General features: G+C 46.1%; 21 protein-coding genes. 16 read left to right on the top strand and 5 right to left on the bottom strand.

The window, feature by feature from the left end; genetic code table 11:
- Window positions 1-65 precede the first annotated feature (65 nt).
- Entirely contained in the window at window positions 66-464 is a 399-nt protein-coding gene (locus tag QME03_RS03415; RefSeq protein ID WP_025815665.1) for a hypothetical protein, read from the bottom strand.
- Between the two features lie 3 nt (window positions 465-467).
- Entirely contained in the window at window positions 468-1,715 is a 1,248-nt protein-coding gene (locus tag QME03_RS03410; RefSeq protein ID WP_025815666.1) for a 3-phosphoshikimate 1-carboxyvinyltransferase, read from the bottom strand.
- A gap of 367 nt (window positions 1,716-2,082) precedes the next feature.
- Here QME03_RS03410 and QME03_RS03405 point away from each other — a divergent pair, with 367 nt between their 5' ends.
- The 15 genes from QME03_RS03405 to QME03_RS03335 all read left to right on the top strand — a co-directional run bounded on the left by QME03_RS03405 (window position 2,083) and on the right by QME03_RS03335 (window position 16,369).
- Window positions 2,083-2,685 (top strand): IMP cyclohydrolase, encoded by a 603-nt coding sequence (locus QME03_RS03405; RefSeq protein ID WP_281723476.1) that lies wholly within the window; start codon window positions 2,083-2,085, stop codon window positions 2,683-2,685.
- A 210-nt stretch (window positions 2,686-2,895) separates the two neighbouring features.
- A complete protein-coding gene (locus QME03_RS03400; protein ID WP_110369890.1) occupies window positions 2,896-3,918 on the top strand; it encodes a rod shape-determining protein in 1,023 nt (340 codons plus the stop codon).
- Between the two features lie 4 nt (window positions 3,919-3,922).
- On the top strand, window positions 3,923-4,786 hold the full coding sequence (mreC, locus tag QME03_RS03395; protein WP_281723475.1) for a rod shape-determining protein MreC: 864 nt from the start codon (window positions 3,923-3,925) through the stop codon (window positions 4,784-4,786).
- 61 nt (window positions 4,787-4,847) lie between these two features.
- Entirely contained in the window at window positions 4,848-5,345 is a 498-nt protein-coding gene (gene mreD / locus QME03_RS03390; protein WP_025815667.1) for a rod shape-determining protein MreD, read from the top strand.
- A 14-nt stretch (window positions 5,346-5,359) separates the two neighbouring features.
- The gene (gene mrdA / locus QME03_RS03385; RefSeq protein ID WP_281723474.1) at window positions 5,360-7,210 is read left to right on the top strand and encodes a penicillin-binding protein 2; all 1,851 of its coding nucleotides are present in this window, start codon (window positions 5,360-5,362) and stop codon (window positions 7,208-7,210) included.
- Window positions 7,191-8,663: a rod shape-determining protein RodA gene (rodA, locus tag QME03_RS03380; protein ID WP_025815669.1), complete on the top strand. Its 1,473-nt coding sequence runs from the start codon at window positions 7,191-7,193 to the stop codon at window positions 8,661-8,663. The genes mrdA and rodA overlap by 20 nt, the downstream gene beginning before the upstream one ends.
- Before the next feature lie 1,068 nt (window positions 8,664-9,731).
- Window positions 9,732-10,322, top strand: coding sequence for a hypothetical protein (locus tag QME03_RS03375; protein ID WP_281723473.1), 591 nt, complete (start codon window positions 9,732-9,734; stop codon window positions 10,320-10,322).
- Between the two features lie 117 nt (window positions 10,323-10,439).
- Complete coding sequence (locus QME03_RS03370; protein ID WP_281723472.1) at window positions 10,440-11,273, top strand: energy transducer TonB; 834 nt, start codon at window positions 10,440-10,442, stop codon at window positions 11,271-11,273.
- Between the two features lie 66 nt (window positions 11,274-11,339).
- Window positions 11,340-11,900: a hypothetical protein gene (locus tag QME03_RS03365; protein WP_274946895.1), complete on the top strand. Its 561-nt coding sequence runs from the start codon at window positions 11,340-11,342 to the stop codon at window positions 11,898-11,900.
- Between the two features lie 56 nt (window positions 11,901-11,956).
- Window positions 11,957-12,853, top strand: a complete 897-nt coding sequence (locus QME03_RS03360; RefSeq protein WP_281723471.1) for an energy transducer TonB — start codon at window positions 11,957-11,959, stop codon at window positions 12,851-12,853.
- A 200-nt stretch (window positions 12,854-13,053) separates the two neighbouring features.
- Complete coding sequence (locus QME03_RS03355) at window positions 13,054-13,611, top strand: hypothetical protein (RefSeq protein WP_281723470.1); 558 nt, start codon at window positions 13,054-13,056, stop codon at window positions 13,609-13,611.
- A 52-nt stretch (window positions 13,612-13,663) separates the two neighbouring features.
- Window positions 13,664-14,155: a membrane receptor RagA gene (locus QME03_RS03350; protein WP_281723469.1), complete on the top strand. Its 492-nt coding sequence runs from the start codon at window positions 13,664-13,666 to the stop codon at window positions 14,153-14,155.
- Window positions 14,156-14,327: 172 nt separating this feature from the next.
- Window positions 14,328-15,011: a 5'-methylthioadenosine/adenosylhomocysteine nucleosidase gene (locus tag QME03_RS03345; RefSeq protein WP_025815884.1), complete on the top strand. Its 684-nt coding sequence runs from the start codon at window positions 14,328-14,330 to the stop codon at window positions 15,009-15,011.
- Between the two features lie 116 nt (window positions 15,012-15,127).
- A complete protein-coding gene (locus QME03_RS03340; protein ID WP_281723468.1) occupies window positions 15,128-15,607 on the top strand; it encodes an S-ribosylhomocysteine lyase in 480 nt (159 codons plus the stop codon).
- Window positions 15,608-15,613: 6 nt separating this feature from the next.
- Window positions 15,614-16,369 (top strand): rhomboid family intramembrane serine protease, encoded by a 756-nt coding sequence (locus QME03_RS03335; RefSeq protein ID WP_281723467.1) that lies wholly within the window; start codon window positions 15,614-15,616, stop codon window positions 16,367-16,369.
- A 207-nt stretch (window positions 16,370-16,576) separates the two neighbouring features.
- Here the strand turns inward: QME03_RS03335 and QME03_RS03330 are convergent, their stop codons facing one another.
- The 3 genes from QME03_RS03330 to rpsO form a co-directional block, all read right to left on the bottom strand.
- Complete coding sequence (locus QME03_RS03330) at window positions 16,577-19,396, bottom strand: fimbrillin family protein (protein ID WP_281723466.1); 2,820 nt, start codon at window positions 19,394-19,396, stop codon at window positions 16,577-16,579.
- Between the two features lie 30 nt (window positions 19,397-19,426).
- Complete coding sequence (locus QME03_RS03325; protein ID WP_156932193.1) at window positions 19,427-19,594, bottom strand: hypothetical protein; 168 nt, start codon at window positions 19,592-19,594, stop codon at window positions 19,427-19,429.
- 738 nt (window positions 19,595-20,332) lie between these two features.
- A complete protein-coding gene (gene rpsO / locus QME03_RS03320) occupies window positions 20,333-20,602 on the bottom strand; it encodes a 30S ribosomal protein S15 (RefSeq protein ID WP_009162388.1) in 270 nt (89 codons plus the stop codon).
- A gap of 246 nt (window positions 20,603-20,848) precedes the next feature.
- Between rpsO and QME03_RS03315 the strand changes: the two genes are divergently transcribed.
- Window positions 20,849-22,879, top strand: coding sequence for a TonB-dependent receptor (locus QME03_RS03315; RefSeq protein ID WP_281723465.1), 2,031 nt, complete (start codon window positions 20,849-20,851; stop codon window positions 22,877-22,879).
- The last annotated feature ends 171 nt before the right edge of the window (window positions 22,880-23,050 follow it).

Raw genomic sequence — 23,050 nt, 5'->3', positions numbered from 1 at the left:
ATCTCACACTTGCCTGTAACCCACTATACGCCTATTGTCAATGGCATAAGACGGGACGTTTAGGGTTATCGCGCATCGTTGATAACCATTATCACCTCGTCTTTCAGTTGGTTGGGCAAGTTTATTTGTCGAAGCGTCAGACTTCTGTTCCATCCCTTAACGTCGCTAGGGCGCATGGTATAGAACACCTCGGCAAACTCTTCGGCTTCGCTGTCGCTATAGTCGGACGAGTCTCTTCCGATGTATTTGTCTAGTTCTTCGTCGTCGTAATATTCCACATCACGCACTGCAGCCTCAAGCATGCAATCGTGTTCGCATCGTTCGTCGTCGCCCGAGCAAGTGGCACACGATGCAGAGTCGGCCTGTACCACATCAGGTTCGCTCGCGTTTTTTTTGCGCGAGAGCAAGCCCAACACGGCCGCAAATAGAGCTAAGCCCAGCAAGGCCAACAGGAGTATGTGCATTGTCTATGTTTCGTTTATTTCAAATCCCGACTGTATGAGGTCGTTCCAGAATTGAGGATACGATTTACTCACTACGTCAGGTTGGTTTATTTTTATTTCTTTGTTTACCAAAGCCACGGGAGCAAAGGCCAAAGCCATGCGGTGGTCTTCGTATGTATCGATGGCTTCACCTGTTGGTCGGCAGCGCATACCGTCCCACGACAGTTCGCCTTCGGCCATTTCGCGCAGCACGAAGCCTAGTTTAGCCATTTCTTTTTTTAATGCTTCGATGCGATCGGTCTCTTTAATTCTCAAGCTCGAGAGTCCTTTAAAATAGAAAGGCACGCCCATCATCACGCAAGTAACCACAAGCGTTTGAGCCAAATCGGGCGAGTTAACGAAGTCGTATTCCAGCTTAGGCAATCGTGTGCGCACCTTTTTGAGTGTCACCTTTGCGAGTTGGCCAGCCTGATGTTTGGAGAAGACCGTTTTCACGCCCAGCAAAGAGAAGATGTGTCGCACCACAGAGTCGCCTTGTTTCGAGCTTTCGCTTAAGCCTTCAAACTCAACAGTGGCTTCGGGGTCGTTACTAAGTGCCACCATTTCGTACCAATACGAGGCCGCACTCCAGTCGTTTTCGATGCTGTTTGGGCCTACGTTGTATTTTCCTGGCTTTACGCTAATGGTGTCGATGTCGGTCCATTCGGCCACCGCTCCATATTCGCGCATCATACAAAGCGTAAGGTCAATATAGGGTCGTGAGGCAATTTTGCCAGTTATCTTTAGCTCAAGCCCTTTTTTGAGTGTAGGGCCAATCATCAACAAGGCCGAGATAAACTGCGAGCTGATGCCTCCTGGCATCTCCACGCACCCACCGTCGAGAGGCTTTCCATAGATGCGGATGGGTGGGTAGCCCTCTTTGGCCTCGTATTCTATGTCAGCGCCCAGGTATCTAAGGGCGTCAACCAGTGGTTTAATTGGGCGTTGTCGCATGCGTTGCGTGCCCGTTAAAGTGTGTTCGCCCTTTCTGCAGCTTAAAAAAGCCGTCATAAAGCGCATGGCCGTGCCAGCAGCGCGAACGTCAATATTCTTCGGCATGTCGGTAAGCGCACGCACCATCACGCGCGTATCATCGCAAGTCGATAGATTTTGTGGCAGAACCAGCCTGTTTGTTAGGGCGTGCATAATGAGCGCCCTGTTGCTAATGCTTTTCGAGGCAGGCAGTGTTACGGCCACCTTTAGCTTTTCTGGGGCTTCGATTGAATATTGCATATATAATAATGTGCGATTAGGTTATTGCAAATTTAAGCATTATTATTGTGAATAACAAGCGTGGAAAGTTAAATTTTTGGTTGTTCCTGCATTTCGTTTATTTATCCAAAGTGGTGTGTTTGATTTGGGTTGTCAGCTTTGCATGCTTGTTTTTTGGCGGTAAGGGTTGTGTAATTGTTGATTTGATGGCTTAAAGTGAGTGGTGCAAAATTGCTCGTTCGGGTTAATACTCACGTTCTTAGGCGCTCGCAAACGGTTAAACTCATCTTTTTTAATATATATAATGTGTTTTTTAGCCTGCTGGTTGGTCTACTCTTCAATGTTTTTCGTAACTTTGCAACTCAAATATCACAACTCAAATAGGTTTATGGCTGAAACAAAAAAAATTAGGACAGCACTCGTGTCCGTATTTCATAAGGATGGATTAGACGAGTTGCTCGCCAAATTAAACGATGAAGGCGTAAGGTTCCTGTCAACAGGAGGCACACGTGAGTTTATCGAATCGCTAGGCTACAAATGTGATGCGGTGGAAGATGTAACCGCTTATCCCTCGATATTGGGTGGCAGGGTGAAGACGCTTCATCCTAAAGTTTTTGGTGGTATTCTTGCTCGTAGGGCTAACGCTGGTGATCAAGAACAGATGGAACAGTATGCCATCAGCCCCATCGATTTGGTTATCGTAGACCTCTATCCGTTTGAAGACACTGTGGCTAGTGGTGCGAGCGAGGCCGATATCATTGAGAAAATTGATATTGGAGGCATTTCGCTTATTAGGGCTGGTGCCAAAAACTTCAACGATGTGGTGATTGTGCCTAGCAAAAACGAGTATGGTATGCTGCTCGAAATCTTGAAAACCAATGGTGCTAACACCACTTTGGCACAACGTAAAACTTTTGCTACACGCGCCTTTGGTGTGAGCAGTCATTACGATAAAGCTATACATACGTGGTTCGAGTCAGAAAAGGCTTGATGCATGGCACGCTTTGACGTGCATTTTCGCTTGCGCGGACTTCCCTCGTGGGTGTTCGGAGCGCGATAAAAACGAGAAATAAAAAATAATAACATAACGGACAAACGACCACGGGCTACAAGAATGCCTGGTTGAACTGCCCTTGTGGGTGGTGTGCTGGGGAAAGTGGGCACGTTGAGATAGTCCAACAACCGAAAAACAAAATAAGACATGGGATTTTTTTCTTTCATGCAAGAGATTGCGATGGACCTGGGAACGGCCAATACCATCATTATCAACGATGACAAGATTGTGGTAGACGAGCCTTCTGTGGTTGCGCTCGATCGACGAACGGACAAAATGATTGCCGTGGGAGAACGTGCTAAGCTGATGTACGAGAAAACACACGAAAACATTCGTACCGTAAGACCGTTGCGCGATGGTGTTATCGCCGACTTTACGGCTTGCGAACAGATGATGCGCGGACTTATCAAGATGGTGCATACTGGTAGCCGATTGTTCTCTCCTTCATTGAGAATGGTTATCGGTGTTCCTTCTGGAAGTACTGAAGTAGAACTGCGTGCTGTGCGCGACTCGGCTGAACATGCCGACGGACGAGACGTTTATCTTATCTTCGAACCTATGGCTGCTGCCATTGGTATTGGTATTGATGTGGAAGCACCCGAAGGAAACATGATTGTTGATATCGGTGGTGGTTCTACCGAGATTGCTGTAATCTCGCTAGGTGGTATTGTTTCTAATAACTCTATTCGTGTTGCTGGCGACGATCTTACTGCTGAAATTCAAGAATATATGAGCCGTCAGCATAATGTGAAGGTGAGTGAGCGTATGGCCGAGCGCATCAAGATACACGTGGGCTCTGCTCTTACCGACCTTGGTGACGAAGCTCCAGAAGACTATGTTGTACACGGACCAAACCGTATCACGGCGCTGCCAATGGAGGTGCCTGTGTGCTACCAAGAGATTGCTCACTGCTTAGACAAAACCATTGCGAAAATTGAAAATGCTGTGCTCTCTGCTTTGGAGAACACACCGCCAGAATTGTATGCCGACATCGTGAGAAATGGTATCTATCTCACTGGCGGTGGCGCATTGCTTCGTGGTCTCGATCGCAGACTTCAAGATAAAATCAGCATCCCCTTCCATATCGCTGAAGACCCATTGCACAGCGTTGCCAAGGGTGCTGGTATTGCATTGAAGAACGTTGAGCGATTCTCGTTCCTCATGAGATAAGTGCATGCGCAACCTCTTTGCATTCCTAACACGCCATAACCATTGGCTAGTCTTCTTGGTTCTCGAGGTGATTAGCGTGGTGTTGCTATTCCAGTATAATAGTTATCAGGCTAGCGTATGGTTCTCTTCGGCCAATGCTGTGGCCGGAAAGGTGTACGAAGCCAACTCGTGGGTCGAAACGTTCTTCTCGCTAACACAGGTGAACAAAGAGCTCACACAGCGTAACCTTGAACTGGAACAGCAAATGGTGGCTATGCAAGAGTTGCTCACACGCGCCAAACACGATAGCCTTGATGTGGTGCAAACACAAAAACAGGCGCTACAAGGGTTTAAACTCTATCCCGCAAGGGTGGTGAGCAATTCGCTAGATAAGAAAGACAACTTCATCACAATTGATAAAGGCTGGGCCGATGGCATAAAGAAAGACATGGGCGTGGCTTGCGGCAATGGTGTAGTGGGTGTGGTGTATCTTGTCTCTAGAAACTATTCTGTGGTTATACCTGTGCTCAATTCGCACTCCAACATCAGTTGTATGATTAAGGGTAGGGGATATTTCGGCTACCTACATTGGAATGGTGGCAACCCTGGCATCGCTTATGTTGATGACGTTCCACGACATGCACGTTTTAAATTGGGAATGGATGTTGTTACCAGTGGTTACTCTTCTATCTTCCCTCCTGGCGTGTTGGTGGGTAAAATCTTGCATGTGTTTAACTCGCCCAACGGTTTGTCCTATCGCCTGCAGATAAAGCTGTCTACCGATTTTGGTAAACTGCGCGACGTGTGTGTGATTGACAATGCTGGTATGGACGAACGATTAGAGATGATGCGTGCCGTGCAAGACTCGCTAAAGGTGAAACATGAGTAATCCCGCACGCTGATAAACAATGGCCCTCGGGCCGATAATAGCACAGAGAAAAAATATAAACATGACCATAGGCGTATTGAAAACATTGGGGACTTTCCTCATCTTCCTGTTGGTGCAGGTGCTGGTGCTTAACCATGTGCACCTCTTCGACAGCGCCACTCCGTTGCTATATATATATATGGTGTTGCTCTTCCCTCGCAATTATCCCAAGTGGGCACTCCTCGTTTGGGCTTTTGCCATGGGTTTGGGCGTAGACATGTTTTCTAATACACCAGGAGTGGCTGCCGCTTCGTTAACTCTTGTGGCGCTACTCAGGCCTTATCTCTTGGAACTGTTTATACAAAGAGAAAGCGCCGACGACCTTGTGCCTTCCATGAAGGTGCTTGGCTTTAGTAGATATTTGTTCTTCGCCTTCCTCATCATCTTTATTTATTGCCTTACGTTCTTCTCCTTGGAGGCCTTCTCGTTCTTCAATTGGATACAATGGGCATTGTGCGTGGGTGGTAGTACGCTGCTTACGCTGCTGTTGGTGATGGTGTTAGACAACCTTAGAAGATAAGGGAGAATTGTAGTGTGAAAGATTTTGAACTAGACAAAAGAAGATTAGTTATTGGTGGAGTGGCTGTATTCATTGTTACAGTTTACCTCATCCGACTTTTCATGCTACAATTGCTTAGCGACGACTATAAGAAAAACGCTGATAGTAATGCCTTTCTCAAGAAAATAGAATATCCCTCACGTGGCGCTATTAGCGACAGACATGGGCGATTGCTTGTTTATAACCAACCTGCTTATGATATTATGGTGGTGATGAACGAGGAGAAAGGTCGACTAGATACCACCGAGTTTTGCAATGCCTTGGGTATTACCAAGGAATATTTCATCAAACGCATGAACGATATTAAAGACCGCAATAAAAATCCTGGGTATTCGCGGTTTACCGAGCAGCTTTTTATGAGCCAATTGTCGGATAAAGAGTTTAGCGTTTTTCAAGAAAAAATCTTCCGTTTCCCTGGGTTCTATGTTCAAAAACGCAGCATTAGACAATATCAATATCCTTATGCTGCCCACGTACTGGGTGATGTGGCCGAGGTTTCTAAAGCCGATGTGGAAAATTCTGATTACTATCAGCCTGGCGATTACATCGGAAAACTAGGTGTTGAGCGCAGTTACGAAGAGCAATTGCGTGGAGAAAAGGGCGTACAGATATTGTTGCGCGATGCCCACGGTCGTGTGCAAGGCAATTATCAAAATGGAAAGTTCGACCGCCGACCCATTGCGGGTAAAGACCTCACACTGAGTATCGATATCAAATTGCAAGAATTGGGCGAACGCTTGCTCGAAGGTAAGATTGGTAGTATCGTGGCCATCGAGCCTGCTACTGGCGAAGTACTATGCATGGTGTCGTCGCCCACTTACGACCCTCGTATTATGGTGGGCCGAAAAAGAGGGAAAAACCACCTGGCTTTGTCTAAAGATGTGTGGAAACCCTTGCTCAATCGCTCCATCATGGGACAATATCCCCCAGGTTCTACGTTCAAAACCACCCAGGGGCTTACCTATATGACAGAGGGAATTATCGACCAAAACACCCTGTTCCCCTGTGCACGCGGATTTAATTATCGTGGTTTACACGTGGGATGCCACCCTCATGGCGCACCCACCAACCTGGTGCAGGCCTTGTGTACATCGTGCAATAGCTACTTCTGTTGGGGACTTTTTCGTATGATTGGCAACCGACAACATTACCGCAGTGTGCAAGAGGCAATGAACACTTGGCGAGATTACATGGTAAGCATGGGCTTTGGATATAAGTTGGGTATTGACTTGCCTGGCGAAAAACGCGGTCTTATCCCCAATGCGGCTTTTTATGATAAGGCTTATAAAGGCTCGTGGAACGGACTTACCATCATTTCTATCTCCATCGGACAGGGTGAGGTGAACCTTACACCCCTGCAAATAGCCAATCTTAGCGCAACAATTGCCAATCGTGGATATTATTACGTGCCTCATGTGGTGCGTAAGGTGCAGGGCGAACCGCTCGATACGCTTTATCGCAGACGCCATTACACCCTGGCCAACCGCAAAGCCTACGAGTATGTGGTGCAGGGCATGCGCGCATCTGTTGTAGGTGGTACGTGCCATGCAGCTAATAGAGCCGACTATTTGGTGTGCGGAAAAACAGGTACAGCGCAAAACCGTGGACAAGACCACTCTGTATTCATGGGCTTCGCACCTATGGACAACCCCAAAATTGCCATCGCCGTGTATGTCGAAAACGGCGGATTTGGCGCCACTTATGGCGTGCCCATTGGCTCGCTTATGATGGAACAGTATATCAACGGTAAACTTTCGCCAGCCTCAGAGGCACAAGCAAGCGTTTACCAAAGCAGAAGGATAGCTTATGGCACGAGCAACAGATAGACAACCGAGCATGCTTGGCTCGCTAGACTGGTGGACAATTGGCATCTACCTGGCGCTACTCACCTTTGGGTGGGTGAGCGTTTGCGGTGCAAGTTACACCTATGGCGACACCGACATCTTTAGTCTCGATACACGTTCGGGTATGCAAATCGTGTGGATTGGCACGTCTGTATGCCTTGGATTTGTGCTGCTTACACTCGACGACCATTTTTACGACACCTTTGCCTATGTGATATACGGGGCTTTGTTGTTGCTGCTTTTTGCCACCATCTTCAACCCCCACGAGATTAAGGGCTCGCGCTCGTGGCTTGTATTAGGGCCATTGCGCTTGCAACCTGCCGAGTTTGCTAAGTTTGCCACGGCTTTAGCTGTGGCCAAACTCATGAGCACCTATGGTTTTACCATGAGTAATTGGAAGCATTTTGCTTCTGCATGCATGGTGGTGGTGTTGCCCATGCTCTTTATTGTGGCTCAAAAAGAAACGGGCTCGGCATTGGTTTACCTCTCGTTCTTCCTGATGTTCTATCGCGAAGGCATGCCCGGTAGCATCCTTTTCACAGGTGTGGCCATGGTGGTGTACTTTGTTGTGGGCGTAAGGTTCGAGCAAGTGCCTCTTTGGGATACACCCACCTCGCTTGGCGTTTTTATTGTCCTGCTTCTTATTCAGGTGTTTACCGCGGGTTTGGTGCGCAGTTACGTTTCTGAACGCGGACAAACCACACGCGTGCTGGCCCTCAGCTTACTTGTCACAGTGCTTAGTTTGCTCTTTTCTAAGTTTGTTTGGGCTTTTGATGTCACCATTGTGCAGCTTGTGTTAACTGTAGGCCTCGTGTGTTGGCTGCTCTATCGCTGGCTCAGTGTTCGCCTTAACAATTATCTCTATGCGGCTTTGTTTGCCGTTGGCTCGGTGTTGTTCTTTTATTCGGTAGACTATGTGCTTAACGATGTGATGGAACCGCACCAGCGTGTTCGTATCAATGTGCTGTTAGGATTGGAAGAAGACCTTGCTGGTGCTGGATATAATGTGCACCAAAGCGAGATCGCTATTGGTTCGGGAGGGCTAAAGGGTAAGGGCTTTCTTAACGGTACGCAAACCAAACTGAAGTTTGTACCCGAACAAGACACCGATTTTATTTTCTGCACCGTGGGCGAAGAAGAGGGATTTGTGGGTTCGGCAGCAGTGTTGTTGCTATTTCTTGCCTTGATATTGAGGCTCATTAAGCTAGCCGAACGCCAACCGTTTAAGTTTGGGCGCATATATGGTTATTGTGTGCTTAGCATTTTTCTCTTCCACCTGTTTATTAACGTGGGCATGGTGTTGGGCTTAACGCCTGTTATTGGTATTCCGCTGCCATTCTTTAGTTATGGCGGTTCTAGTCTTTGGGGCTTCACCTTTTTGCTGTTTATCTTTTTGCGTATCGATGCCAGTCGCAACAAGTCGCGCAGGCAATAACACTTCTCATACCATGCCTCGGCATGGTATTTTCTTTTGTTGCAGTTTGGTAAAACTTTAAATATTTTATTCTTGGTATAACCACTATTGTTCTTAAAGGTTAGGCTGCAAATATGCGCAGTAATGTGCAAAATGGGCTAAGGCTTTAGTCGTGTGTTGGGGTGTTAAGGATAAAAATATTTTACAAAAGGCGTTTTTTAGAAGCTTCGTTCTAGCGAAATTATACACTAAAAACGTGCCTTTATCTGTTGTGTTTTGGTTCTTTGTGGTTGGTTCTGATGTCGTTTTCGAACGATACATTGGCATTTTGTAGCATTTAACCTTTCTATTTTGCATCATTCTCTCAATTTTTCGTTGCCTCAAATTCATTTATTAGGAGTAGGAAAGCGTATTTTGGAAATAAAAATCAATCTTTTAGGATAAATTTTATCCACAAATACCAGGTGATTTTTATCTATTACAAGTAGTAAAACGTCAGATTATGTGCATAATGATGCATCTTGTTTTGTGTATTGATGCATTTCGCCTTGCATTTTGCACCATTTTGCCTTGCGTTTTGCTGCATTTTACCTTGCGTTTTGCACCATTTTACCTTGCGTTTTGCTGCAAATAGTGTTGTGTTTTGCTGCAAAACGCAGTCTTTTTTGCAGCAAAAAGCACGTTTTTTCCCAAAAATCGCAATTTTATGCATAATACAAACGCTCTTTCGCCCTTTACAACTTCGCCCTTTTCGCATCAAACAAAACCCTCGCGAGAATTGAATATTTGCAATTAGTTTGGCAGTTGGTTCATTTTAATGCCACTTTTTAAGTTAAATTTTGTGCTTAAAACTTTACATTTTAAATTATCCTGCCAACTTATACTATATGTAGAGCAAAGGTAAAACCAAATGCTTCTTTGTTATAGTTGCGTAGTTTTGAGTAGATAGGTCGTTTTACGATGTATTTTCGCCAGTTAAAGATATTGTGTAAACAAAATAAGTGTAATCGCTAGAAGTGTAAATATAATAATGTATCTTTGCATTGTGTGGGCAAATAGCCCCAATTTACTTATCAAACTGATTAAAAGATGAAAAGTCACCACTATTCAATAAGCTGCTTATGGGGCGCAGTTGGTTGTTTTGAAATAGCTAGAGGGTTGGGGCGGTGTTTACAGCAGCAGGCTGTGTTCTTGGTGTCGTTAATCCTACTTGGCACCACTTCGGCTCTAGCGCAGCAGCCAAAGGATACCGATGAAGCCCAATTTGCAGCAGCTATGACGAAGACCAAATGGCGAGAAACGCCTATGAAATTTGCTTATCCCAGCTGCTTTGCTCGTGAAGAACTGTTCGACGACAATGTGCCTGCATATTATTATCTTTACAGTTGGCGCCAAGTGGTGATGGGTTATGTTTCTCTTGGCGTGTGGGCTGTTGATGATGTTGATTATCCAGGCGAGAAATACCCTCTCTTAGGTAGCATCAACATCAAGAAAATTACTTATGTGCATAAGGGTAAGTGCATCTATTCGGGCTATACCACCGATGGCAGAGTGTTTTATATGAAGTGTAAACCCGAAACTGGAGGCATGGTTACGCACCTTGGTGTGTTGGCCTTGGTTTATCCTAAGAGTTTTCAACCGCATGTGGGATTGCTCATTAAGCAAATTTCTAATTGGTGAAGTTATACCCTAGGAGGCTGTGCTGTATGCAAGGGCAAGGTTTGAATCTGCACAAAGCGTCCACCTAAGCAGGGCATCTAGCACACGATAGTTTGATTTAAACAATGTTATACAGCAATGAACAAGTTGAATGGAAAAGACATCTGCCTTGCGTTGAGAACCATACGTATGCAAGTGGCCGAGGCTAATGGCATCGACTACACCCCCACACCTTGCCATCACCAAGGCGAATGCAGCGGAACGTGCCCTGCTTGCGAGGCCGAAGTGAGGTATATCAACAGTCAGTTGGGCCGATTCCGTTTGGCAGGAAAGGCCGTTAAGGTGGCTGGCTTGGCTTTAGGCATAACCATGGCCACGGGTAATGTTCAGCAGTCTGCTGCTTGTGTAAATGCTAGGCCTACCGTGGATGCCAATGGTGGGCGAGCTAATGAACCAGACAACGGGGTAGAACGAGCCAAAGATGTGGCCGCAAACTATACCTTGCATGCAGAAAAGGCCGATACAACCGATGTTAATGGCAACGACTCGTGCACGTATAACCTGCCAGAAGTCGACATTCAGTCAACTGTTAGCGTGCGTAGATTGTGTTATACGGGAGGGCTTTATTCGGGTAGCCGACTGGTTAAAGACAGGCAACACATTTATGACAATCCCGATGTAGTGGCCAGGTTTAAGGGTGGCGATGAGGGCATGAAACTGTTTTTTCATCGTAATATGCGCTATACGCCCGAAATGAACGAGTGTTGTGCACAGGGAATAGTGGTTGTGGCCTGCATTGTTGAGCGCAATGGCAGGCTCACTGGTGCGCATGTTGTGCGGTCGATAGTGCCTTCTTTTGATGCCGAAGCCATGCGCTTGGTAAAGTTAATGCCGCGATGGAAGCCTGCCCGAATAGAAAAAAAACGCGTGCGCACACGTGTGTTGATAAAGGTGCCGTTTAAATTAGAGTAGCTAATGTGTGTTTTTAGCATGCAAACACCATAGATTGTTTACATATTTGATGCAGAAAGTTTAATCATGAAAACAAACGGAAAAAGTATTTGCGCAACCTTAAAACAGGTGAGAAAGTGCGTGGCCGATACCAACGGCATAGTTTACACCCCCAAAGAATGCCACTTTGAGGGCGATTGCAATGGCACTTGTCCTGCTTGCGAGGCCGAAGTGCGATATTTAGAACATCAACTTAGTCTGCTGCGAAAGGCGGGAAAGGCTGCAACGGTTATGGGCGTGGCCGTGGGAATGACGATGGTTGCGGGATGTAAGACAAGCAATGGGAACGCTACTCCTACCTCTCCGCAAGGACCAGGCCAAACAAACCGCGTGGAAACAGGCAACAATACGAACCCCACACCCACGGCATCGCGCACGGATACTTCGTTGATAAAGGACACAAGACATTCGGGAGAAGACCCCATACCGATGGGAGAAATTATTGAAGACGACTCTGTGGGCTCGCCGAAAGTTGATCCTTGCGACCCTTTCCCACTTGGTAAGATTGGGCCAGCCAAGCCAAAGAAGAAAAATAACGCCCAGAAAACGCCCCAAAAGAGTAAGAAAAAGGGGCGAAAAAGGCGGTAAGGGAGAGTCTAAGTTGTTACAGAGAAGTGACCAGACACGATTAAAAGCAGACGCGTATGAAGTCGAACGGAAAGAACATTTGCCATGCGTTGAAGACGATACGTAAGCAAGTGGCCGATGCCAACGGCATCCACTACACCCCTGCACCTTGCCGTTTCGATGGCGATTGCAGCGGCACTTGCCCGGCTTGCGAGGCCGAAGTGCAGTATATAGAAAGCCAATTGGGCAGGCTACGCTTGGCAGGTAAGGCCGTTAAGGTGGCAGGTTTGGCTCTCGGACTGACGATGGTTGCTGGTTGCAACTCCTCTCCGGGCACGCCACCTTCCGCAACGGACAAGCCGACAGCAGCCAACGAAGCCTCACCAACAAGCCAACCCTGCCCACAGCCGCAAGCAAACGCCCCCGTATCGGCCACCGATGAAGGGGCAAAACCCCACGCAAGGCACCATTATGTGCGTGGAAACAGCGGGCGAGTTGTGAAGAAAGGCACGGCACAAGTAGACACTACGGCTGTGTATATGGCCGATTCTAGCGGATTCACACTGCCCGAAGTGTCGGTAACTTCAACTCCCGCGAAGAAGATTGTTTGCTATGCAGGCGGCATACCCTATTACCAACGCATTGCTCGTAACCGCAACCATGTTTATCTAAATCCCGAAATCAGCCCCCGATACAAGAAAGGCGACGAGGCGATGCGGCAGTTTATTGCAGACCATATACGCATTACGCCCCACATGTCTGCCGCTTGTGGGCAGTTCTTAGTTAAGGTGGCGTGTGTGGTTGAACGCAATGGCAGACTCTCGGCCATGCGTGTTATCCAGTCGGCAGACTCTCTTTACGATGCCGAATCCATTCGTGTGTTGAAGAAGATGCCCCGTTGGAGGCCTGCGCGAATGGAAGGTAAGCGTGTTCGTTCGCTTGTGGTGATAGACGTTCCCTTTGTGTTAAAGTAGGCTGATGCCGCCTAGTAGATGGAGGTGTAACACATAACATGAACGTTTTCGTTAAGCCAAATGAACAATGTCGAGCTTGCTCGAACATTGTCATGGCGAGAATTGGAAATCGCCAACACGGAGCTTTGGGCGAAGTGGAAAGGCAAAACGCACTTTTCGAGGAACGAGAAAAGAGGCAAGAACTTAAACATATACTTCACATGAAAACAAACGGAAAAAGTATTTGCGCAACCTTAAAACAGGTGAGAAAGTGCGTGGCCGATACCAACGGCATAGTTTACACCCCCAAAGAATGCCACTTTGAGGGCGATTGCAATGGCACTTGTCCTGCTTGCGAGGCCGAAGTGCGATATTTAGAACATCAACTTAGTCTGCTGCGAAAGGCGGGAAAGGCTGCAACGGTTATGGGCGTGGCCGTGGGAATGACGATGGTTGCGGGATGTAAACAGGGCAGTAACAATGCTCCTTCTGTTACTGCACCTGGCACAGAGCAACCAAAACGTGTGGAAACTGGCGGTAAAACTTGTCCCACGCGCAATACCTCGCGTACAGATACCTCCTTGTTAAAAAACACAAATGGTGCTGATGATGGTTTATTAATACAAGGAGAATTTAGCATAGACAGCGTAGTGGAAGCAGCAGAGAGATGTACCAGCGACCCTTTCCCACTAGGTAAGATTGCACCCGATAAGGCTGAAAATAAAGGAACTACTCAAACTCTCAAAGAGTATAAAAAGAATGCTCGCAGACCGCGTTAAGGTAATCAAAGTTGTTAAAGAGAAACGACCATAACAAGTAAAGTGAAAGCGTATGAAACCAAATGGAAAGAGTATTTGCGCCTCCTTAAAGCAAGTACGTAAGCGCGTGGCCGACTCCAACGGTATTGTATATGCCCCCAAAGAATGCCACTTTGAGGGCGATTGCAACGGCACTTGCCCTGCTTGCGAGGCCGAAGTGCGATACCTAGAACATCAACTCGACCTGCTGCGAAAGGCGGGAAAAGCTGTGACGGTTATGGGCGTGGCTTTGGGAATAACCTTGACAACGGGTTGTAAACAAACCAACAACCCGAAGGCTTTGCAAGAGACGCAAGATAGCGTGCAGACTAACGAGAACCAAATAACAACAGGATTGGTTATCTCGAAAGAGGGAACAACTTGTTCAGAGACCGACTCTGTGTTTGAAGATGTGGACGGAGCGATTTCTTCCAGCAGCTCTTCGGATAAGCAGAAACCTAAAAATAAGAGTGAGAAACACAACGTGCGCGTGTTCACAAAAATTGTTCCGCCGAGTGTTAAGTAACAACCTGGTAGTTCATTTGCCCCCATGCATCGTTCAGTTTCTTTGTTTTTTTCGTACCTTTGCAGATGTTGAGGCATACACAAAGGGCTTGTTCTAAGGCGATACATCGCCAAGAGGCAGGCTTAACCATACCCATACACATCTTTAATATAAAGAAACAACACAAGGAAAAATGAAAATAGCACTTATCGTGGCAATGGATAAAGAGTTTGCACAACTCCGTTCGTTGCTCGAAAACGAAAAGGCGGAGACGCATCGCAACATTACTTTTGTTACGGGAACCATTGGTACGCACCAACTTGTTTTGCTGCAATGTGGCATCGGAAAAGTGAATAGCACCATTGGAACTGTCGAAATGATTAACCGTTACGCACCCCAATTGGTGGTGTCGACGGGTGTTGCTGGTGGTGCCGATGTGCAAATGAATCCGCTGGAGGTGGTGGTAGGCACGCAATATGCTTATCACGACCTGTATTGTGGCACGGAAGTGGCCTACGGACAGCTGCCTGGATTGCCTGCTCGCTTTGATGCCGCTGCACAAATGGTTAACTGTGCATTGGCTTTAGATGCCGAAACGCCCATTCATGGCGGACTGATTGTTAGTGGCGATTGGTTTGTTGATAGCAAAGAGAAGATGCGCAGCATACTCGAACACTTCCCCGAAGCCAAGGCTGTAGACATGGAAAGCTGCTCCATCGCGCACACCTGCCATCGTTATCAAACACCATTTGTTAGCTTTCGCATCATTAGCGATGTGCCATTGAAAGACGAAAAAGCTGCCCAATATTACGACTTTTGGGAGCGAATGGCTAATGGCTCGTTTGCCGTGGTTAGTAAATTTCTCAACAATATCTAATGGCGCAAGACTGTTGCGCTAGTATAACGCTAACAAGTAGGCATTTTTTTGTTTACTCCTTATTATATAGGCTACCAATATGGTGGCCTGCAAACCCCTAAAACAATACAAACAACATGGATAAGATACCCAGTTTCACCATCGATCATAATAAACTGAAGCGTGGCATATATGTAAGCCGTAAAGACAACGTTGGAAACGACGTGGTTACAACTTTTGATGTACGTATGAAAGAACCCAATCGAGAGCCCGCCCTTGAACAAGGGGCTATACACACGATGGAACATTTGGCCGCTACCTTCTTGCGCAACGACCCCGAATGGAAAGAACGCGTGGTGTATTGGGGACCAATGGGATGCCTCACAGGCAACTATCTGCTGATGAAAGGCGACTTAAAGTCGGCCGATATCGTTGACCTGATGCACCGTACCTTTGAGTTTGTGGCCAACTTTGAGGGCGAAGTGCCTGGAACAGAAGCCAAAGACTGTGGCAACTACTTGCTACACAATCTGCCTGGTGCTCGCAAAGAAGCTCGCAAATATGTTGACGAGGTGCTAAATTGCATCACAACCGAAAATTTGGTTTATCCCGAATAATGAGCTATGACACCTGAAGAACACTTCAACGCAGGTGAATTTGAGGATGAACCTTGCTCCCTTACACCTCAACAAAACGCTAGTATGACCCAACAAGCTCCAGTAAGGCGCTTGTATGTTAAGCCTGTGCTTAACATTAGGCGCAGTGGGCGTAGTTTTGGTCAAAATTTTAAGATTGATAAGCACACCTATCCCCTGGCATTACCCATGGTGGTGTGCTTTATTTATTTCCTTGCAATGACTTTAGGGGGCGTTAACCCCTTGAGAGATAGCGCAGAGGTGTACTTAAAATGGGGCGGGGGAGAGCACGATAGTATCTATGGTGCAGGTCAATGGTGGCGACTTGTTACCAATGTGTTTGCTCATGCAGGCATAGAACACTTTTTGAGTAACCTCGCTGCTTATGCCTTTGGCGTGATGTTTCTTAAGCAGTTAATGTCTCCATGGAAGGTGCTAGCCGTGTTTTTGTTGTGTGCCTTTGCAGGAAGCGTGGTTTGTTCCATTGTTACCGACTATGTTTTCCTTGGTGCTTCGGGTGGGGTGCTAGGGCTTTTTGGCACATTTATCGGTTGCACCATGTTGCAATCCGATTTGTTGGCGCAGTATAAAACCTCTCTTTATGTGTCTTTGATTGTGGTGGCGGTTAGTATTTTGTTGAGCTTTCAAGCCGATGTTAGTCTCACAGCTCATCTCGTTGGCATCATCACAGGTGTGATTATAGGTTTTATTGTTTATTCTTTTAAACGTCACAAGGCCAATTAATCATTTCCCTTTTCCCCTTTCTTACACGATATATCGTGCCACTTGTGCTCTAAACAGCTTGCTAGTGGTATGCTGCAATTGCCCCTTTCATCGTTATTGATGTTGACAAACTCAATGAGTTCTGCACTAATAATCAGTCAAAATATAAAGGCTGCACCAAAATGAAACCATTTTGATGCAGCCTTAATTATGTAAAAGAGATTACGATTAGTTTGTTCTTACTGGGCGAACGCTAAAGCCATAGCTGTAAGCGTTGCGAGCATCTCCGTCGTTTGTGGGTGCAGACACGCCACCGGTCGACATCTTGATGCGCCAAGCATAGCCAAGTTGATTATTAACAAGTCTTGTATTGGCAGTCCAGAAGTAAGCACCAGTTCCAACTGCAACTAACTTACCGTTTTTGGACATATCACGTGCACCACCTGCAGGGAAGAAAATCTTCTCATTGCTGCTAAGTTTGAAGGTAAATCCTTTATTCCACGAAGCATTTGTGGTGTTGAAGTTGTCGAATGCATATGGATCAGGTATTTGGAAACCAACTGGTGAGGGGTCGTAGATGGTCTTTACAACATCGCGCGTTTTACCATTGCGGTCGTTGTTATTCACTGACCATAAGTTGATGTACTGTTTGTATTGCCATCCAAGCTTACCTGCACCAACCTCTGGTAGGAAAGTACCAGGGAACTGGATACCACGACCTATCGTACGAGTTAACATTCGAGATCTGTATGGCTCTTGGTTTTCACCTTGATCAGGAAGTTTGGTGAAGTTATCAGCAGAGTAACCCGAAATGCCATCTACACCAGGAAGTGCATCCTTACGACCCCACTGATACATTGTAGCATTACCTTCTTGATCGGCAATTCCTGCGTGTTGTACAAGAAGAACGGTAGCAGTTTCCTTCTTACCATCAGGACCTTCTTGTTCAAGCTTTACACTAACCTTACGTTCTGCAGTTGCACCCATCCACTTTGTATATCTCCAACCAAGTGTCTCTGATGTGAATTTGTATTCCTTATCTCTAGAAGTATGGTTAATTGTAGAAAGAACACTCTTTGGTGCAAACCACAAGTGCCATGACCATAGAACCACACCCGTTTCATTTGTTACGGCAACAACAGCGTTACCATTAATTAGATTTTCCTTCTTAACGGTGAATTCTAGGTAATCGTCTGTACCAAAGCCTCCGCTTACCCTAACAACGTTAGGTGTGCCACTAATTGCGCCAGGTGCATCGGTCCATACAAGTTTACCCTTTGTTGCGGGGTCTGAAGCGTTCTGTCTGTTGATATAAGGAGTGGTGATCTGGTTGTCTTTGTGGTCTACAAAATGCTCTAGTACCAAGTTCTCAGTATAAGGTGGCAGATACTCAGGACTAGCTGTACTGGTATAAGCACTGCTATTTTCTCTACCTTCCTTAACGGCATTACCGTATACCAAGGGAATGCGATACGTACCTGGAGCAGAAATTACGTAGCTGTTTGCTGTATTCTGAACAAGTGCAGCACCCGTAGAGTTAGCAAGGTTGTAATTAGTAACAGCCGGTGCCTTCTGCAGTTCAGCGTTGCGTTCAGACAAAAGGTCGCGAATATTCTTTGTAATGACAGCTTGACGAGTTTCTCCAGTTGCATCTGCGCTGCCTTCACCACCGTCAAGACTAGTCAACCAAGATGGTTTTTCATTTATAGAGTATGTGCCGTCTAAGTTTTCGTCGTAACCAACAACATTCCATTTAACCTTCTTCTGTACCTTTCCGTCTTGATAGTAAGAGATAACTTTGAATTGGCTCGATAGAGTTGCATCATAAGCAGCAGAATCCTTAGGAGCTTCCACGCTAAATACATATTTGTAGCTGTTTGCACTTTGCGACAGCGCATAGGTCTTAGTTGTTCCGGCCTTCCATGTTCCCTTTAGAGGAATCTTAATAGCTGGAGTTGCTTCACCATCAAAGTAAACATGGATGTACATACCTTTGCCTGTCAATTCCTGAGGAATCATATAGAAGGTTTCGTTTTTACCATCACGGCCCACGATAAGTGCATTAACATTTCCCTTTGTGGGAGCTTCAATGTCAGAGAGTGTGAAGTCTTTTGGTGAAGTAACTTCGCTCCAAGCATTATCAAGGTCGGCCCCTGTAGTCGAGAGAACCGATGAAGGCAGGGTGAACTTACCCTGGCTCATGGCTTTGGTAATGACAATCTTGGTAATCTTATGGTCGGGCGACAGGTTGCTACCTACTTTGAAGCGGATAGCTGTCATGGCGTGTTGAAATCTCAAAGGCACAGTTGGGGCTGTACCCTGAGTGGCGTAATGTATAGGAGTTTCGCCCGAACAAGCGGTCATCAAGTCTATTTGTTGCGAAACATTCTCCTTCACGTCGATGGTTACGTAAGGCGTAGACGTGTTGCTCTTTGGTGAAAGAGTAAGCTTAGAAGGAATGGCATCATAAGGATAAACAGCAAAGAAGCGTGCATAAGGCTCTGTAAATGCCCAGCGTTTAGCCTCTTCAAGGTTACCGCTCTTGTTTGTTTTGTTGTTGTAGAACCAAGGAGTGGTGCTGATAGCATTAGCAGCTGTTCCACGATAGGCGGTAACAGAGAAATTCCCAAGCGATGATAGTGTGGTGATTTCTGCACGTGTAGCAGCAGTTCCCGAATTTTCTAATATGTCATTATCAATACCCGCAACAGTAGACTCTATAAGACACATGTCGCTGTGTCCAGGAATTTCGTGCTTTTGTATTGTTAGGTCTTCGGGTGAAAGACCTTGCATGCGCAGTTGCTCGGCAAATCCAGCACGTGTTGCAGCATAAGCAGGATTGGCTTTGGCTGCATCTTGAGCTTCTTTGTCGGCCATTGATACTTTAAAAGTAACCAAAGCGCCATCCTCTTTGTTGGTGGCTTGGTCGAGTTCGTTGTCAGAGCAAGCCGTGAATCCTAGTGCAGTCAATCCGCTGAGACATGCAAAAGTAAACGCTTTGGCGCTTATGTTGCGCGTAAAGCTGTTTCTAAAATTAAGTATCTTCATTTTGATGATATTTTCGAATGATATTTGTTTTTAGTCTTCTGGAATTAACTCGGTATCTTCATCGTCTGCTACAGGTTCCACAGTGGATACATCAAACGCTGGTTGAGGACTGGCTGCAAGAATTGCACTCTCTTCTTGCAATTCGTAAAAATGGATTTGAGGTTCCAAATAAACCTTTCTCGTTCTCTTTACTTTCATTACTTAAATAATAATTTAATAATACTTTATCTATATCTGTGACTTATACACATATCATGTGTATGTCTTATTTGTTTTGTAACTAAGAAATTCGAAAACTAACAGCTAAGTAAATACTTTATTATCCTGTCGTAGTCTTTGTTGCGCTTTAAAAAAATGTCGCAACGTTCTGTTATATTTGACTTGTTTACATTGCGGGTGCAAAGGTAATGAAATTAAATGAATTTCAATGAAAAAATGTTTATAATCCGTCGTAAATCCTTGATTTTCTGTGATAAATGGCGTATTATTTTACAGATTTGCTTAAACATCGCCTAAGAATTGTGTGTTTTCGGTTTCTGTTTTTGCAGTTCTTGTGGTTACAAATTGTCGCGCTTTTTGGCGTTAGCAGTGCAAAGTGCTTTGCAGTGAGGGGCGGCTTTTCTTGTGAATTGGCGTAGGCGAAAGATGTGAAAAGGTTTAATTATGCATTTAATTAGTGCTGTGGCTTGCGGTTGTTGTTTGTTTTTCGTTTTAATCATTGGTTGATAACACTTTGCGATGTGTTATGGGCGGGGATGCTTTTGGCCATTCGGTGCTTTGAGTTAGAGTTCTTTGTGCCCTTGGTTTTGTGGTTTAATGTGTTGCCTTATAGGGTAAGCTTGTGTATGCCCATATAGAAACTCCCCACAACGAGTGGACATCACTGTTGTGGGGAGTAGATTTTCGCAAGCGAAGGCAACATGGTTGCCTGGCGTCTTAGCGACGCAGACCAAGAGCCTTGATGATAGCGCGATAGCGTTCGATGTCGCGGTCGTACAGATAGTCGAGCAAACGACGACGCTTACCTACCAACATGGTCAATGATCTTTCCGTGTTATAATCTTTACGGTTCTTTTTCAAGTGTTCCGTCAAATGGGAAATACGGTATGAGAACAATGCTATCTGGCTCTCTGCAGAACCAGTATCAGAGTTAGACTTCCCGTATTGTCCAAAGATCTCTTGTTTTTTTGCTTGATCTAAATACATAGAACTTTTGTTTATAAAATGATTTTGTGCATAAATGCGAGTGCAAAGGTAATACTTTTTGTTGGTTTCGCCATCGCATTAGTGGGTAATTTGTTGGTAATACCTGCTTTTTTTAACAAATTGACTGTGTGTATTGTCTTTGTATGGCTTGTTTTTAGAGGGTATGATGCTTTTTCTTGCTGGTTAAAAGTTTTCTGTCTCTCACCTTTTTACTACCTTTGCACCGTTTTATTAACAATTTAATTTATGTATAAATCATTATTCAACAAGCGTGCGAGCCTGCGTTTCACGCATTTTTCTCGCAAGGGATATGCGCTTTTCTCGTGTTTGGGAAAAGAAGTTATCGTTGGCACGCTGAGCGTTGCAACCTTGGCGCATGCTAAGGCCGAAGGCTTGAGCACCCGCACCCCATTGGTGGCAGACACCTTAGCACATAAGGAGCTGAAACTAGACGAGGTGGTGGTCACTGGTTCGCGAGCGCCGCTCACCGCTTTACAGGCAGCTAAGGTAGTTGCTGTTATCAGTAGCGACGACATTCAACGGTCGGCCGCAACCAGTGTAAACGATATTTTAAAGTTAGTCTCAGGCGTGGATGTTCGTCAGCGCGGAGGCTTTGGTGTACAGACGGACATTTCTATCAACGGCGGAACGTTCGACCAGATTACCATTCTATTGAATGGGGTGAACATTAGCAACCCGCAAACAGGACACAACGCCGCTGATTTTCCTGTTTCTCTTTCTGATATCGACCGCATTGAGGTGCTCGAAGGTGCATCGGCACGTGTGTTTGGTGCTTCGGCTTTTAGTGGGGCAATTAATATTGTTACCAAAACCGAGGCTCAAAGTGGCGTTAGGCTCTCGGCCGATGGTGGCTCGTTTGGCACTGTTGGTGGCAGCGTGGCACTTAGTTTGGCCTCTAAGACGGTGCGCCAGCAGCTTAGCGGTGGCTATTCGCAATCGGATGGCGGAACAATCAATACTTATTTTCGTAAGCGACAGGGCTTTTATCAAGGCAATTTCGAGACTAAGGCAATAGACTTGTTTTGGCAAGCGGGACTCGTTGCTAAGGATTATGGCGCTGGCACATTCTATGGCATTGCTAGCGACAATCAATATGAGGAGACGCGACGGTTTGTGGCTTCGGTGGGTAGCAACATCCGCCCCCTGCCCAACAACGTGCTAACCCTATCGCCCACCATCTATTGGCAACGCAATTGGGACCATTACCAATGGAAGCGTGGCATGACGGGGGCTGCGCAAGGCGAAAACTATCATCGCACCGATGTGTATGGCGGAGCTTTAAATACGGTGGTGAACTGGGCTTTGGGTAAAACTGCACTGGGGGTCGACTTGCGTAAGGAGCTTATTTATAGCACGGCCTATGGCGAAACATTGCCTGCCCATCAATGGAAAACCATACATGGCAGCGACCGAATGTACGAAAGGCGGGGCGAAAGAACCAACACGAGCTTGTTTTTAGAACATAATGTGGTGCTCCAACATTTCACACTCTCGGCTGGTTTGCTGGCTAATCACAATACTTGGCTTTCTAGTGGACTGCATTTTTACCCTGGGGTAGACCTCGCATGGCGGCCAAATGCCCAATGGAAGGTGTTCGCTTCGTGGAACAAGGCCTTGCGCTTGCCCACCTATACCGACCTCTATATCAGCAATCGCGCACAGATGGGCGACCAAAATCTTAATCCCGAACGCGTAAATACTTATAAACTGGGGGCGCGTTATCGCACAACGGCTCTCCAAACTCAGGTCAACGCCTTTTATAGCAATGGCCGCGACATGATTGACTGGGTGTTCGAAACATCGGCCTCCACGCGTTATCATGCCCTTAATATTGGTAAACTAGATAATATGGGGGCTTCGGTAGACCTTGCTTTTATGCCCAAAGAGTTGTGGGCGAATAGTCTTTTCACAGCTGTTAGGTTGAGTTATGCCTATATTCACCAACAACACCACACCACACAACCTATATATAAGTCGCTCTATGCTTTGGAATATCTGCGCCATAAGTTCACGGCCACGGTAGACCATCGCATTGTTTCGCGCCTTTCGGCTCATTGGGCGATGCGCTGGCAGCAGCGAATGAATGGCTATCATCCTTATACGAAGGTGGATTTGAAACTGCAATGGACGGCGCCCAACTATTCGCTCTATGTGCAGGCTGATAACCTTACGGCTCACCCTTATTACGATTTGGGAGGAGTTAAGCAACCGGGACTGTGGGTGATGGCTGGCGGAAGCATTAAGTTAAATCTTTAACCCCAATATAAACTGCCACTATTGCTACTGGGCAGAGACTTGTGGCACGGTGTAACGGCAAACTTCTCGCGGTAAGAAGTTTGCCGTTATTTTTGTGCTTTCGCTTTAGCGGGTTACACGGTAGACTAGTGCGTGTTATTTAATGCAATTTGTTTAGTAATACGCATAATA

The organism is Hoylesella shahii (genome assembly GCF_937990675.1).
Classification (GTDB): Bacteria; Bacteroidota; Bacteroidia; order Bacteroidales; family Bacteroidaceae; genus Prevotella; species Prevotella shahii.
This window is presented reverse-complemented; position numbering and strand designations above follow the sequence as displayed.